The organism is Yersinia thracica (genome assembly GCF_902170565.1).
Taxonomy (GTDB): domain Bacteria; phylum Pseudomonadota; class Gammaproteobacteria; order Enterobacterales; family Enterobacteriaceae; genus Yersinia; species Yersinia thracica.
In genome coordinates this window covers 60,635-75,508 of record NZ_CABHXX010000034.1, presented here as the reverse complement: position 1 = coordinate 75,508, position 14,874 = coordinate 60,635, and the positions used below count along the sequence as shown (strand labels likewise).

Genomic DNA, 14,874 nt, shown 5'->3' with positions numbered 1-14,874 from the left:
GGAGACCCCATGGAATGTCTTAATATTTTAGTGGTAGAAGACGAAACACCACTGGCAGAAATGCATGCAGAATTTATCAAGCAAAGTAGCTATTGCCATGAAGTCTGGTTGGCGGGCAATTTACAGCAAGCCCGCAGCATGGTGGCTCGCTTTCATCCTGATTTGATTCTGTTAGACAATTATCTGCCCGATGGCAGCGGTTTGGCCTTATTACGCGAGCTGACCTTACAGGGGTTCTCTGGTGGGATTATTTTTGTCACTGCGGCCAGCGACAGCGAAACGGTCTCTGAAGCTATCCGCTACGGGGTTTTCGATTATCTGATAAAGCCGGTGGCCTACGAGCGGCTCGAACAATCTCTGGCTCGCTACAGTCATCGCCATCAAGTTTTGCAAGATGGCACCAAAGTTAATCAGCGCCAAATTGATGAAATGTACAATACCTATGCGCGTGGCGAACAAAAAATGACCTTGCCATTGGGTATCGACCAAATGACATTGGATAAAATCCAGACGTTATTCAGTGATAATGCCGATGAATACACCGCTGAAAGTGTCGCGAAAATACTCGGATTAAGCCGCACTACCGCCCGCCGCTATCTGGAATTCTGCGCCGCTAATCATGCCCTACAAGCCGAGATTATTTACGGCAAAGTGGGCCGACCACAGCGTATCTATCACAGTAAAAAATCGGGGTGATTATGACTAAACGCCCTCTTCGCGCTCCCTATCCTCCTGTGGAGCGCTGAGTTTTTCACGGAGAGCTGAGTTTTTCACGAAAAATAGCTTATTTCTCCATCAGATTTTTCCCGCATATGTTAAGCCTCTTACATTTTTGATAACAATTATTGCTACCCTAATGATTGATGAGCATCATGCTCGTCTATGTTCCGCAATAATGAAAAATTATGATTAATGTCGCGTTGATAGATGACCATATTGTTGTCCGCTCTGGTTTTGCCCAGTTATTATCGCTGGAGAAAGATATACGGATTATTGGCGAATATGGATCGGCGGCAGAGGCCTGGAGCAATCTGCCCGCGACAGATGTACATGTCGCCGTGATGGATATCTCAATGCCGGACGAAAGCGGGTTAAGCCTGCTCAAACGCCTGCGCCAGAAAATGCCGCATTTTCGTGCCATTATTTTGAGTATTTATGACACCACCGCCTTTGTGCAAAGTGCTATGGATGCTGGTGCCAGCGGCTATTTGACTAAACGCTGTGGCCCGGACGAATTGGTTCAGGCGCTACGCACCGTCAATGGCGGTGGCCTCTATTTATGTGCTGATGCCCTGCGCGCCTTGCGTCATATGCCGCAGCAGCCGCAACAACTGGCGGTGTTGACACCGCGCGAGAAAGAGATTTTCCAGTTATTAATCAATGGAATTAGTGTCAAATCCATTGCTGAGCAATTATCACTCAGCCACAAAACCGTCCATGTTCATCGGGCCAATATTCTGGGCAAACTGAATTGCGAAACCACGGTCGAGCTGGTGCACTTTGCGCTGCAACATCAATTACTGGCAGGGAACTGATATGTGGCAATTGCGCTCAGTGGGGCTATCGCTGTTTCTGGCTATTTTCTTCTCACTGAGTTGGCTGGCGCTGTGGACCATTAGTTTTTATCTGAGTGACGATGGTTTACACGCCGTTTTATTACTGCCGCAAGGTCTGCGGCTGGCATTGATGATATTGCTGCCGCGCCGCTATTGGTCAGTCTTGTTACTGACGGAATGCGCCGCATTGTGGTGGCTGCACCGTGAACAATTGCAGCCTACCCTGTTGATTATGCTGTCACCTTTCCTCAGTTTGCTGCCTGCCGTGCTCACCCAACGTTTTTGGCACCATTACACGCTTTATTGGCAGCGGCTGTTATTGTTGCTCGCCGCCGTCACCGGCAACAGCCTGCTACACGGGTTGGTGCTGAGCTTCTGGCTACCATTGCCGTTAACCCAAACGCTGCTCGCCACCTTTACCGGCGGCATTCTGTTAGTGCCATTCACCTATCTCATCTATGAGTATTTAAAGCAGCAGCATATCCGCAACTTGTTCTCGCAACAGATGCCAGACCCACCGCTGCGCACCTCGCTGCTGATTTGGTGCTCGCTAATTTTTGCCATTGGGGTTTGCGTGCAAATCGCTATTGCCCCCAATATGGAGCGGTTGCTCCTGATTTTTGTCTTTCTGCCCAATGTATTTATGGCTTACAAATTCGGTTGGCAAGGCGGGGTATTGGCGGCGGTGTTAGGCAGCCTGATGATAACCGTGACCCGCCAGGCCAGTGGGGCATTTCATGATTTGGCTGAACTGGAATTATTTCTCTCCACTCAAGCGCTGTTGGGGCTGACATTGGGGATCGCCATCAGCCGCCAACAACAGCTGGCGCAACATCTGCACCGTTACCGCAATCAGTTGGAGCAAGAACTGCAAACCCGCCGCAAACTGATGAAACGGTTAGTGCGCACCGAGGAAGATGTGCGCAAAGAAATTGCTCGCGAGCTGCACGACGAAATCGGCCAGAACATCACCGCCATTCAAATTCAGGCGATGCTGGTCAACCGCAGTGCGCCCTCTCCAGCTGCACAATCTGCGGCTAATCAAATCAGCAGCTTATCGCAACGTATTCACCAAACTACTCGCCAACTGCTACGCCAATTGCGCCCACCGGTGTTGGATGAAATGCCATTGGATCAAGCCCTACAGCATCTGGCAGAAGAGTTTGCTTTCGCCGAGCAAGGTATTCATTTCCAATTGGATTATGCGCTGCCCGCGACACCCGGAGAAGATGTGGTGGTGTTTACGCTTTATCGGCTGGTGCAAGAACTGCTCAACAACATTAATAAACACGCTAATGCCAGCAATATTCAGGTTAGCCTGCGCCTGTCCGACAATATCATCACCCTGGAAGTCCGTGATGATGGCACGGGAATTCCAGTGCAACCGCAAGGCGGCGGATTAGGTTTGCGCGGTATTGAAGAGCGCGTGCGCGCTCTGGGCGGCGACTGGTTATTGCAACGCCGTTTAGGAACCCGGGTGGTGGTCAATCTGCCCACCCATGTCCGCACCAGCGACTCTGTGAGCCTGCCCACAGAACTGAATCAAACCTCCTCATAACTAAGCATTATTCCTAACCGTCTACAACCTTGTCTCATCTCTTTTACTTTTTCCTTCCTTACACTCAACACAATTACCGGAGGAGTCCATGTCAGCACCGCCATTGTCGTCAAAGACTTTACCCCCTGAGCCTTTGACGCCGGAACAGGTGAATGCGCGCTATCGCTACTGGCGTCCACGCCTGATGGCCGCCATGGTGATGGGCTATGCCGCCTTTTATCTGACCCGCAAAAGTGTTAATTACGCCATGCCAGTGATGCAACTGGAGTTGGGGTTAGATAAAGGGGACATCGGCTTGCTGGGTACCCTGTTTTATTTGGCCTACGGCGGCTCCAAATTTGTGTCCGGCATAGTGAGTGACCGCACCCAAGCGCGCTGGATTATGGGCATCGGTTTGATGATGACCGGGATACTGAATGTGGTGTTTACCCTGTGCCACTCCCTGCCCGCCTTGTTGGTGGTCTGGACTTTAAATGGTTTCTTTCAGGGCTGGGGCTGGCCGCCTTGTGCCAAATTACTGAGCACATGGTATTCCCGCAACGAACGCGGGACGTGGTGGGGTTGCTGGAATACCTCCATCAGTATTGGCGGTGCCGCAGTACCTTTGTTATCGGCTTTTCTGGCTTCGCACTATGGTTGGCAGTCCGCACTGTTAGTGCCAGGGGCCATCGGCATCGTATTAGGCATTTGGTTATGTTGGCAATTGTGCGACAAGCCGCAGCAGCAAGGGTTGCCGACCATCGGCCAATGGCGGCGTGACCCACAAGATCAGTGGCAGGAGCAGCAAAGCCCACCGATGCCGATGGGGCGTATTTTTCGCGATGCTATTTTGCGCAACCGCACCATCTGGTTATTAGGGGTTTCTTATGTGCTGGTCTACCTGATCCGCATCGCACTCAATGATTGGGGCAATATTTGGTTGGCGGAGAGCCATGGTGTCAATTTGCTCAGTGCCAACGCCACCTTATCGCTATTTGAGTTAGGTGGGTTATTTGGCGCGTGGTTCGCCGGTTGGGGGTCAGATTTGTTATTTCGCGGTCAGCGCTCACCAATGATTTTGTTATTCGCACTGGGGCTGTTTCTGACCATGACGGCCCTGTGGCTGGCACCGGTAGATAACTATCCACTGCTGTCGGTGACATTTTTCAGTATTGGTTTTTTTGTTTTTGGGCCACAGATGCTCATTGGCCTGGCAGCCACCGAATATACCCATAAAGATGCTGCTGGTACGGTCACGGGGTTTCTCGGGTTATTTGCTTATCTCGGGGCAGCACTGGCGGGGTGGCCGCTGGCGCAAATATTACAACATTATGGCTGGCAAGGCTTTTTTGCCCTGCTAACACTGGCATCGGCTGGCGTTGGGTTGTTATTGATGCCGCTGTTGATGGCCGGTATTAATCGATTAAAAACGGTTCGTTAAGCAAATTAAAACCATAGGTTAAGTCAATAAAAGCACGTTAAATATAGTAAGTCATACCTCTACAACGGTCATATCTATAACTACAACTCTGACTGCCCCTGCAACGGGCGCATAAGAATATAAAAAGGATAATGTTATGAAACTTACCTCTCTCTCAGTACTGATAGCCGCTGGCCTCGCACTGAGTGCCTTTACCACTGTCGCCAAAGCGGAAGGCCGTTTGGTGATTTATTGCAGCGCCACCAACGCAATGTGTGAAGAAGAAGCCAAAGCGTTCGGCGAAAAATACGATGTCAAAACCAGCTTTATTCGCAATGGCTCCGGCAGCACACTAGCCAAAGTCGATGCAGAGAAAAAGAACCCACAGGCTGATGTCTGGTATGGCGGCACTCTGGATCCGCAGTCTCAGGCTGGTGAAATGGATTTACTCTACCCCTACGCCTCCCCTAATTTGGCGGAAATCATGCCGCAATTCCGCGATCCGGCCAAACGCAAAGGTAACTATTCCTCTGCGGTATATATCGGCATTTTAGGCTTGGGTGTGAATACCGATCGCCTGAAAGAAAAAGGCCTGCCAGAGCCGAAATGCTGGAAAGACCTGACCAACCCAATTTACAAAGGTGAAATCCAGATTGCCGATCCGCAAAGCTCGGGTACCGCCTACACCGCGCTGGCCACTTTCTCACAATTGTGGGGTGAAGATGCCGCGTTCGATTACCTGAAAAAACTCAATGCCAACGTGTCGCAATACACCAAATCTGGCATCGCCCCCGCCCGTAATGCCGCACGAGGTGAAACCACCATCGGCATTGGCTTCTTGCACGATTACTCGCTGGAAAAAGAAAAAGGCGCACCGCTGAAACTGATTTCACCTTGCGAAGGTTCTGGCTATGAAATTGGCGGCGTCAGTATTCTGAAAGGCGCACGTAACCTGGATAACGCCAAATTATTCGTTGACTGGGTATTGTCAAAAGACGCGCAAGAATTGGCATGGCAGAAAGGCCAGTCTTACCAAATTCTGACCAACACCACCGCAGCGACCTCCCCTAACTCACTCAAGCTCGATGACTTGAAATTGATTAATTACGACATGGACACTTACGGTGCCACCGAAATGCGTAAGAAGTTGATCACCAAGTGGGTCAATGACGTCAAGATGGGCAAATAACAGCCTACAAAATAAGCGAACCATAAAATAACTTAGCGCTTTTTCTATAACCGAGCCATTGGCGTTGCAGCGAATACGGCTGCAACGCCAAGGATGAAGGTTAGATCTGGGGAACACCATGACTCACTCACATGTTCTGCGGCTCCCGCAGACACGGGATACCATTTTCTATTGGTTGGCTTTCTCCGTGGCTGCTTTTGCCTTACTACCTGCGTTCAGTTTGGATTATGGCCTGGTTGATGCCAGCCGTTCTGAGCTACTGGCCGCCTATGGCTGGTCCAGCTTAAATATCAGTATTGTATGGTTTGCCTTGCCATTAGTGCTGCTTTTCCGACCGCTTTCCCCACAAGGGCGCGAACATCGTGCTCGCCACCTATTTGATGCTGGCTTCGCCCTATTTTGCGCCTTATTCGTGGTGATCACCTCAGCCTGGGTCGAACGCGGGCTGGGTTTTGCCACTATCGGGTTGTTTATCGCATTAGGCGCGGTTATTACGTTAGCGCTAGCTCGCCTTGAATGGCTGGGAGGCGATCGTTTTGTCCTCGGGTCGCTGGTCACTATTATCGCGCTGATCACTGTTTTTATTCTGTTTCCCAGTATCGCTATCTTCATTCCGGTGTTTACCGATGAAAGCGGAGCTTTTGCGCCATGGCAATTTATGGCCATCCTCGGGCAAGCGCATATCCTGCAAGTGATCTGGAATTCGTTCGTGCTGTCGGTGGCAGTGGGTATTGGCTGTACTTTCTTTGGCATGGTGTTAGCCATATACACCACGAGAATTGCTAAACGCTCAGCACTGCTGGGACGAATCTTCTCAATTCTGCCGATTGTCACTCCGCCATTTGTGGTTGGGTTGGGTGTCACCTTAATGATGGGCCGTTCCGGTTACGTGACCGAGTTAATGGTCACTTGGTTCGGGCTGACAAATACTAACTGGCTCTATGGTTTTACCGGTATCTGGCTGGCGCAAGTTTTGGCCTTCACGCCGATGTCATTTATGATCCTCGACGGCGCGATTAAAACCATTCACCCGTCACTGGAAGAAGCGTCCTATACCTTGCGCGCCAGCCGCTGGCAGACTTTTCGGCAAGTGTTTCTGCCGCTGTTAAAACCGGCATTGGCGAACTCATTCTTGATAGTCATCGTGCAATCACTGGCTGATTTCAGTAACCCGCTGGTATTGGGGGGGAACTTTGACGTGCTCGCCACGCAAATCTACTTCTATATTACCGGCGCTCAACTTGATTATCCGGCGGCCTCGACCCTGGGTGTCATTCTGCTGATGTTCTCGCTGTTTATCTTCTGTATCCAGTATATGTGGATAGGCAAGCGCTCCTACGTCACCATCTCCGGTAAATCTTCACGCGGTGATGTTCAGCCATTACCGGTCTCTCTGGTGTGGGGCACCACGGCCATGTTGTATGTGTGGATTGCGTTTAACGTGTTGTTATATGGCAGCATTTTCTACGGCAGTTTCACCGTCAACTGGGGGGTTGATTACACCCTGACACTGAATAACTTTAACCAGCTATTCGGGCAAGGTTTCAGTGATGGCGCATGGCCTTCGCTGCTCGATACGCTGCTCTATGCCGGTATCGCCGCCCCTATTACCGCCGCTCTGGGCCTGCTCATTGCCTATATCGTGGTGCGCCAGCAATTCCGTGGCAAAAAAACCATCGAATTCAGCACAATGCTATGTTTCGCCGTGCCGGGCACGGTTGCTGGGGTCTCCTATATTCTGGCCTTTAACAGTGCGCCGGTGTATCTGACCGGTACTGCGGCCATCGTCATTATCTCCATGGTGATGCGAAATGTGCCCGTCGGGATACGTGCCGGGATTGCGGGTCTTGGACAACTGGATAAATCGCTGGATGAAGCCTCCCTCAGCTTACGAGCGGGTTCGCTGCGTACTGTGATTTATATTTTGCTGCCATTGCTGCGTCCGGCGATTTTATCGGCGCTGATTTATAGCTTTGTGCGGGCGATGACCACCGTCAGTGCCATTGTTTTCCTGGTGACGCCGGACACGCGAGTCGCCACCTCCTACATCCTTAACCGGGTGGAAGATGGCGAATACGGCATCGCAATTGCTTATGGCTCCATTCTGATTGTGGTGATGCTCGCCATCATCTTCCTGTTTGATTATCTGGTTGGCGAAGCGCGTATTGCCCGCTCGAAAGCCAGTAATGCTGAATAACGGCGCACTGATAAGGCTTAATATGATGACTAACGAAAACTATGAATCTGATAAAAATCATGGGTCTGATAAAAAACCGGGTTCTGATAAGAAACATTTTGTCGAACTCAAACATGTCACCAAGCGTTTTGGCACCAATACCGTTATTGATGATTTAAATCTGGCGATTCCAAAAGGCGAAATGGTCACCCTGTTGGGGCCATCCGGTTGTGGCAAAACTACCGTATTACGCTTGGTTGCCGGGCTGGAAAAACCTACTGGCGGACAAATTTTTATCGACGGTGAAGATGTGACGGATAGATCTATCCAGCAGCGCGATATCTGTATGGTATTTCAGTCCTATGCCCTGTTTCCGCATATGTCGCTCGGCGAAAACATTGGTTATGGCCTAAAAATGTTGGGTCGTCCAAAAAATGAAATTCGCGACCGAGTGAAAGAAGCGCTGGCACTGGTTGATTTAGAAGGGTTTGCTGACCGTTTTGTTGATCAGATATCGGGGGGGCAACAACAGCGCGTAGCGCTGGCAAGGGCGCTGATCCTGAAGCCCAAAGTGCTATTGTTTGATGAGCCGCTCAGTAACCTGGATGCCAACCTGCGCCGCAGCATGCGCGATAAAATTCGTGAATTACAGCAACAGTTCAATATTACTTCGCTGTATGTCACGCACGACCAAAGCGAGGCTTTTGCCGTTTCTGATACCGTCTTAGTCATGAATAAAGGCAAAATCATGCAAATTGGCGCGCCGCAGGAATTATACCGCCACCCAGCCTCTCACTTTATGGCCAGTTTTATGGGAGATGCCAACGTATTCCCCGCACGGATTAACAGTGATAGCGTCGAAATTTTTGGTTATCACATTCCGCGTCCACAGGGATTTGCTGATGGATATCAGCAAGCTACCGTGGGAGTCAGGCCTGAAGCCATTACATTGAGCCAACAAGGTGACCCAAGCCAGCGCTGCACTATCAATAAAGTGGCTTATATGGGGCCACAATATGAAGTTCTGGTCGATTGGCAAGGCCAATCATTATTGTTGCAAGTGAATGCCACACAATTACAACCCGCTCCCGGCGACAGCTATTATCTACAAATTCATCCGTATGGCATGTTTGTCTTAACGGATGCCCCACAATAAATGCCCCGGCGGGCAGTGTGATCACACGACTGCCCGCCATTTTGCCGGTTATCAAACTGTTTTTTGTGGGTAAACATTGAGCTAAAAGCTAAAAATCTCAACAAGTTGCACAAACTGTAAGCAAACAATCCAAATTTACTGTTTCCCCTTTGACATGTCCCTCATACCTCGCTATTATTCGCCCCGTTCACACGATTCCTCTGTAGTTCAGTCGGTAGAACGGCGGACTGTTAATCCGTATGTCACTGGTTCGAGTCCAGTCAGAGGAGCCATATTAGAGAAGCCCGCTTAGGAAACTAAGCGGGCTTTTTGCTTTAGTTTTTATCTCGCCATTTATCGTAATAGCAAGATTCTTAAAGCACCATTATGAGTTTTTTATTCCCCCTCACTGATGAATTCATTATAAAATCATTCGCTATCTAACTGATATTTATACTGGAATAAGCCAGACAAGATATCATAGAAGTTTTCTACGTGCAGTGATGAAAAATCAGATACTGTTACAGTTAAAATGATTATTTGACTATTTCTTCTCTTTTTTTGAATGGGTAATTCACATTTTAATAAAAAAAATCCTAACTCTTTTATAATCAATTCACTAAGCAGAATAATGCTGATGGGATGAATTTGGTTAAGCAGCGGCTACATGAGTAATAATCTTTTCTTGATAATCTATAATTAGAGATTAAAATCACCGAAATAGTACCTTACCTATACGCTAAATAATTCGTGTTGCAGGAAAGCGGCAAGCGAGAGAGCTCTGATGAGTCAATGATTTGGGTGACAAATATGTCGGGAGTAGATTTGAACGCTGCTTGCAGCGGCCTCGCAGAGGCGAGGCCCATGGACGGGCCGAGTAATAAAGGTAGCCAGCGCACATACAGTTTGTAGTATGGCGGGTATAATAATAGTTTGGGCATCGGCAGTAGCAATTCTTGTTTATCTCATCTTGGGTAATCATTTAAAGTCGATCGGTTCGAACGAGCAGCAGTGAATTAACTCTGCGAATCCCAAGATATAACGGTTTACGGAGATAACATGACAAAATCAGTGATGATAGTTGATGACCACCCAGCAATTCGTGTCGCCATTCGTGCTTTACTGTCACAAAGTAATGAATTTTCAACTATTTATGAATCAGTTGACGGCAGTGAGGCCCTGGAAACATTAAAAAATAATCCTGTTGATCTGGTTATTATCGATATTGAACTACCTAACTTTGATGGTTTCTCATTGCTGAAAAAACTACAGCAACGTGGTTTTACCGGTAAGTCATTATTTTTGTCAGCTAAGAATGAACAGGTTTTTGCTGTACGGGCATTACAAGCTGGTGCGAATGGTTTCATTAGTAAAAATAAAGATATCAGTGAAATTCTTTTTGCTGCACAGAACGTATTACGTGGGTATTCTTTCTTCCCATCTGAAACTTTGACTCAATTAGCCGGACAACCTTCAAGCCATGATCCTGTCAATCGGGCCCGTTTGTTGTCAGAGCGCGAGATTAATGTTTTACGTTACCTGGTCAATGGTCTGTCTAATAAACAGATTGCCGATGAGATGTTTATCAGTAACAAGACTGTCAGTACCTATAAAACACGTATCCTAACTAAGTTAGGACTAAGTTCTGTAATTGAACTGGCAGATTATGCACACACCCATAATTTGGTATAGCTTCGCTAAATCTAATTTACTGCGTACAGCGTTATCTTTATATCGTTGCTTCCGTTTACACATTTTACTGTGCTGTTTGCTATTACTGAGTGGGCAACTTTATGCCGTCCCAATGGCAAGTCGTCAGGGATGTGATACGGGTCAACCATTGACGATACACAGTATCGCGAACAGTTATAGTGAAGACTTACTGCTCCCTCCGTCCACTGACGCACGCCAATCAAGCCGGCGTACTGTGAAAGTAGGGGTTGTTATTGATGCTAATACGCCCTTTGTCGTGAATCGCGATGATACTTCTATTGAAGGTATTGTTGCGGATTATCTAAAAATCATCAGTGATGCCAGCCAACTCTCTTTTCAGATGATTGGTTATTGTGATTATGGTTTGGTATTGAATGCATTAGAAAATGGTCAGGTTGATTTAATGGCCGGCACCCCGATGCCCGCTCAACCAGGGCTGATTGCTTCCCATGCTTTCTTTACTAACCGGCATGTGGAAGTTCGCAGCAAAAATTGGGACCCCACCAAACGCACCCATCCAGAAACCGTGGCCATCGTGAATAATGAGCCACTCTCTCCGGAGTTTTTATTTAATTATCATGCCGATAAAATCGTCGCCTATCCGAATCAGTTACAAGGATTACTGGCCGTCGCCTATGGCAATGCCGATGTGTTTGTCGCCAATGCCACATCAGCTAACTATTTGATTGACCAATTGCAACTGCTGACACTGCAAATTCGTAACTTTGCCCCTTATCACCCTGCCCCTTACACCTTTCTGGCGCTGGAAAAAAATCAAAAACTGATCGATTACATTAATCAGATTTTGGAATTACTGCCCAGCAGGGCTACGGGTGATATTCAACAGCGTTGGTTTGGCAGTAAGCATCATTACAATATTGATGCCAAATTACTTTTGACGGAACAAGAAGTTACCTGGATTCAACAGCATCCAATGGTGACCTATGTTGCTCCATTGGATCTGGCTCCGCTGATTTTTCGTGATCGCCAAACTGGCGAAATGGCCGGTTTTTCCGTCGATCTCATTGATATTATTTCACGCCGAACCGGGATTAAATTTAAACCGGTTTACACCAAAGATACCGGTGAGGCGATGCGTGATTTTATTGCTGGGAAAATAGATATGCTGCCCATCGTGGCAGTCCGTAATGGGCAATACGGCAACAACCTTTACTCTTCACCAGTCGCTCAATCTTTGTGGGGCATATTGACGCGAGAAGATCGCACTGATATCAACAACGTAGCGGATTTAGCGGGCAAACGGGTCGGTATACAATCAGGCAGTACTTCCGGTGGAATTATTAGCAATGCTCTTTTGGCCCAAAAAATCACCTTTGTAGACGCGCCTGATACCATGACATTAGTGCGTTGGTTACAACAAGGGAAAGTCGATGCGATTATCAAGAATATGATGACCGCTAACTACCTGTCGGCACAGAATTTCACGCCCAATATTAAAACGGTGGCCGTCACCGGAGAAGAACCCTTGATGATGGCATTTGCCATCAGCCCGCAATTACCTGAATTAAAAGCCATCATTGATAAAGTCATAGAGTCAATTCCTCCGGAAGAGTTAGACAATCTGATCAGTGAATGGAGTACATTCAAACCTAAACCGACCTCCTTTGATGAGCATTCATTGGAGAATGAGTGGCTGATGTTGGCGCTGAAAATAAGCTCCGGTCTGCTGCTGATCTTCGGTCTATATCTTTGCTATTTGGTGTTCAATAAACGCCGCCAGGCCAAGTTGTTACAGGCTCGTTTGCGACAACAAGAGTCTATTATTAATGCCCTGCCATTCGCTGTTTTTATTCGCACCAAAAAAGGTGAATTAGCAGTTTATAACAGTCACTTTGCCGCTGCACATCAAGATAAGCTCAACGACATGCTCAATCAGAAGACTGAGCAAGCCCACTGGCCAATGACCAGCCCACTTGATCGCGAGATAGATAAGTATTGTCGTTATGTCTTACGAGACAGACAGCCCCAAATGGTGGATTTGTCTCTTGAGATCAACAATGAGTTGCGTGATATTTTCCTGTGGATTATTCCGCTGGATAATGCGGAGCGCAGTCTGCTGGGCGGCTGGCTGGATATCAGCCAACGCAAAGCTGTTGAGCGCGAACTGGAAGCCGCCCGTGTCGAAGCCGAAAGTGCTAACCGCACTAAGAGTACATTCCTGGCGACTATTAGCCATGAATTACGCACACCAATGTACGCCATTATGGGGTTATTGGAGCTGGAAATACGCAGTGACCAGCCGGTGGATAAAAACACGCTGGTGACAGTTTCCAAATCGGCTGAATCACTGATGCTACTGCTGGATGACATCATCGACTCCGCCAAAATCGAAGCCGGGCAGCTGAGTGTTCACCCTGCTGTGGTGGATTTCCGTCAGGAAATAGAGCGGATGTTCACGATTTATCAGCCTATCGCCGATGAACGCAATCTGAGATTCTCTGGTTGGCTGGATGACCATATCCCTGATTTGGTGATGGTTGACATGCTGCGGGTACGGCAGGTGATGGGCAATCTATTGGGTAATGCCCTGAAGTTTACCGAGCAGGGTGGCGTGTCAGTGGATATCACCTGGGAAGCCACTGACGAAAAACACGGCGTAATGAATATCGATATTACGGATACCGGTATTGGCATTTCCCCAGCGGCACAGGCCACATTATTCCAGCCATTCAGCCAAGCTAATGAGGGTAAATCACCGCGTTTCGGTGGCTCCGGTCTCGGGCTGTGGATCTGTCATCAATTGATTCACAAAATGGGTGGGGAAATAACATTAGAAAGTAAGCTCGGCAAAGGGACCAGTCTGTTTATTACATTGCCGTTGGAAATTGCCACGACCAGTGATTTGCCACCAGATTCAATCATTGCTGACGTAGATGAAACTCAACTGAATCAGTTGAAAAACTTGCGTATTTTGGTGGTGGATGATTTACCCGCTAACCGCCAATTGCTACAGCAACAATTAGCCTTTATTGGTATCGAGCAAGTCATGAGTGCCGAAAATGGCGCTGAAGCTTGGCAAATATTGCAGCATTATAGTTTTGATGCTGTCATCACTGATTACAATATGCCGCTGATGAATGGCTACGAACTGGCCACTCATATTCGTAATAGTGCGACGATGAAAGATATGGTCATCATTGGTTGCACCGCCGATGCACGGGAAGAAAGTACCACCCGTTGCAATGAGGCAGGGATGAATGACTGCATGGTTAAACCCGTGACTATCGATACGCTGCGCACCACCCTGCTGCGTCAGGAGATTATTGGCAGTTATGTGGATACGGGGCATCATCACACTGTGGTTAATGATGTTACCGTGCAGAATCGCGGCCATCAGGGAGAGCTAACCTCAGGTGAGAGCGAATATCTTATTGTTACTAAACAACAATCTACTCTAGCGGCAGCGCAGAATAAGCTAAAATCCCTATCGGGAGGCAATGCCGAAGTGGAATTGCAATTATTACAATCTTTATTGGAAAGCAATGTGCAGGATACCGCGGTGCTGACACAACTGTATACCCACCTCAGTGTTGTTGATGACAACACAATTTCTGCTGATATTTATAAAGAAATGGCAAGTTTGGTTCATCGGATTAAGGGTGGCGTACAATTAATTGATGCCCAGACACTGGTAGATAGTTGTATTAAATTCGAATCCTTACTGCACGAACAAGATAGACATGCTGCTCTGGCTCATGGTATCGACTATCTGGCGCTATTGGCTGAGACTAACCAATTATTGGTAAATTTGATTGCTTCATACTCTGAAATAGACAGCCCGTCGCCATAAAATAGAAATTAAAATGATACTCTTACTGAAAGCTCGTCAGACATTTTGACGGGCTTTTTTATTTCTTATTATTTATATTTAATGACGAAAATATAACCTTTTCTAAAAACTCATCATAACTCATTGTAATAAATGTGAATTATTATTCAGCTTCTTTTGAAAGGATAAGTTCCTACACGTTTTGTGGGAAATTTCATATATAAAACAAGGACGCCTCTCATTCTGTCGCCCTGACTTTCCCCTTACACTACCACCGGCCCCAAAACCGGGTAGTGAATACCCATAATGGAGGTTCATCTTCAACTTAATAATCACTTATTTTGTTGAATGATAAAGA

The 14,874-nt window shown here is 47.6% G+C and carries 9 protein-coding genes and 1 tRNA gene; all 10 read left to right on the top strand.

Annotated features, from left to right (window positions below; genetic code table 11):
* The first annotated feature begins 9 nt into the window (after positions 1-9).
* The 10 genes from dpiA to FTA91_RS05375 all read left to right on the top strand — a co-directional run bounded on the left by dpiA (position 10) and on the right by FTA91_RS05375 (position 14,537).
* Positions 10-696, top strand: a complete 687-nt coding sequence (dpiA, locus tag FTA91_RS05420) for a two-component response regulator DpiA (RefSeq protein ID WP_145535453.1) — start codon at positions 10-12, stop codon at positions 694-696.
* A 209-nt stretch (positions 697-905) separates the two neighbouring features.
* Positions 906-1,535, top strand: coding sequence for a response regulator transcription factor (locus FTA91_RS05415; protein ID WP_050114246.1), 630 nt, complete (start codon positions 906-908; stop codon positions 1,533-1,535).
* A gap of 1 nt (position 1,536) precedes the next feature.
* Positions 1,537-3,114: an MASE1 domain-containing sensor histidine kinase gene (locus FTA91_RS05410; protein WP_145535456.1), complete on the top strand. Its 1,578-nt coding sequence runs from the start codon at positions 1,537-1,539 to the stop codon at positions 3,112-3,114.
* Positions 3,115-3,202: 88 nt separating this feature from the next.
* Positions 3,203-4,534 (top strand): MFS transporter family glucose-6-phosphate receptor UhpC, encoded by a 1,332-nt coding sequence (gene uhpC, locus FTA91_RS05405; protein WP_145535458.1) that lies wholly within the window; start codon positions 3,203-3,205, stop codon positions 4,532-4,534.
* 136 nt (positions 4,535-4,670) lie between these two features.
* Positions 4,671-5,702, top strand: coding sequence for an ABC transporter substrate-binding protein (locus FTA91_RS05400; protein ID WP_050114251.1), 1,032 nt, complete (start codon positions 4,671-4,673; stop codon positions 5,700-5,702).
* A 118-nt stretch (positions 5,703-5,820) separates the two neighbouring features.
* Complete coding sequence (locus FTA91_RS05395; protein WP_050114253.1) at positions 5,821-7,899, top strand: ABC transporter permease; 2,079 nt, start codon at positions 5,821-5,823, stop codon at positions 7,897-7,899.
* Between the two features lie 25 nt (positions 7,900-7,924).
* Positions 7,925-9,034, top strand: a complete 1,110-nt coding sequence (fbpC, locus tag FTA91_RS05390; RefSeq protein ID WP_050114255.1) for a ferric ABC transporter ATP-binding protein — start codon at positions 7,925-7,927, stop codon at positions 9,032-9,034.
* A gap of 196 nt (positions 9,035-9,230) precedes the next feature.
* Positions 9,231-9,306 (top strand) — tRNA-Asn (locus tag FTA91_RS05385).
* A gap of 766 nt (positions 9,307-10,072) precedes the next feature.
* Positions 10,073-10,705: a response regulator transcription factor gene (locus FTA91_RS05380; RefSeq protein WP_004391176.1), complete on the top strand. Its 633-nt coding sequence runs from the start codon at positions 10,073-10,075 to the stop codon at positions 10,703-10,705.
* Between the two features lie 112 nt (positions 10,706-10,817).
* On the top strand, positions 10,818-14,537 hold the full coding sequence (locus tag FTA91_RS05375; RefSeq protein WP_050114370.1) for an ATP-binding protein: 3,720 nt from the start codon (positions 10,818-10,820) through the stop codon (positions 14,535-14,537).
* Positions 14,538-14,874 lie beyond the last annotated feature (337 nt).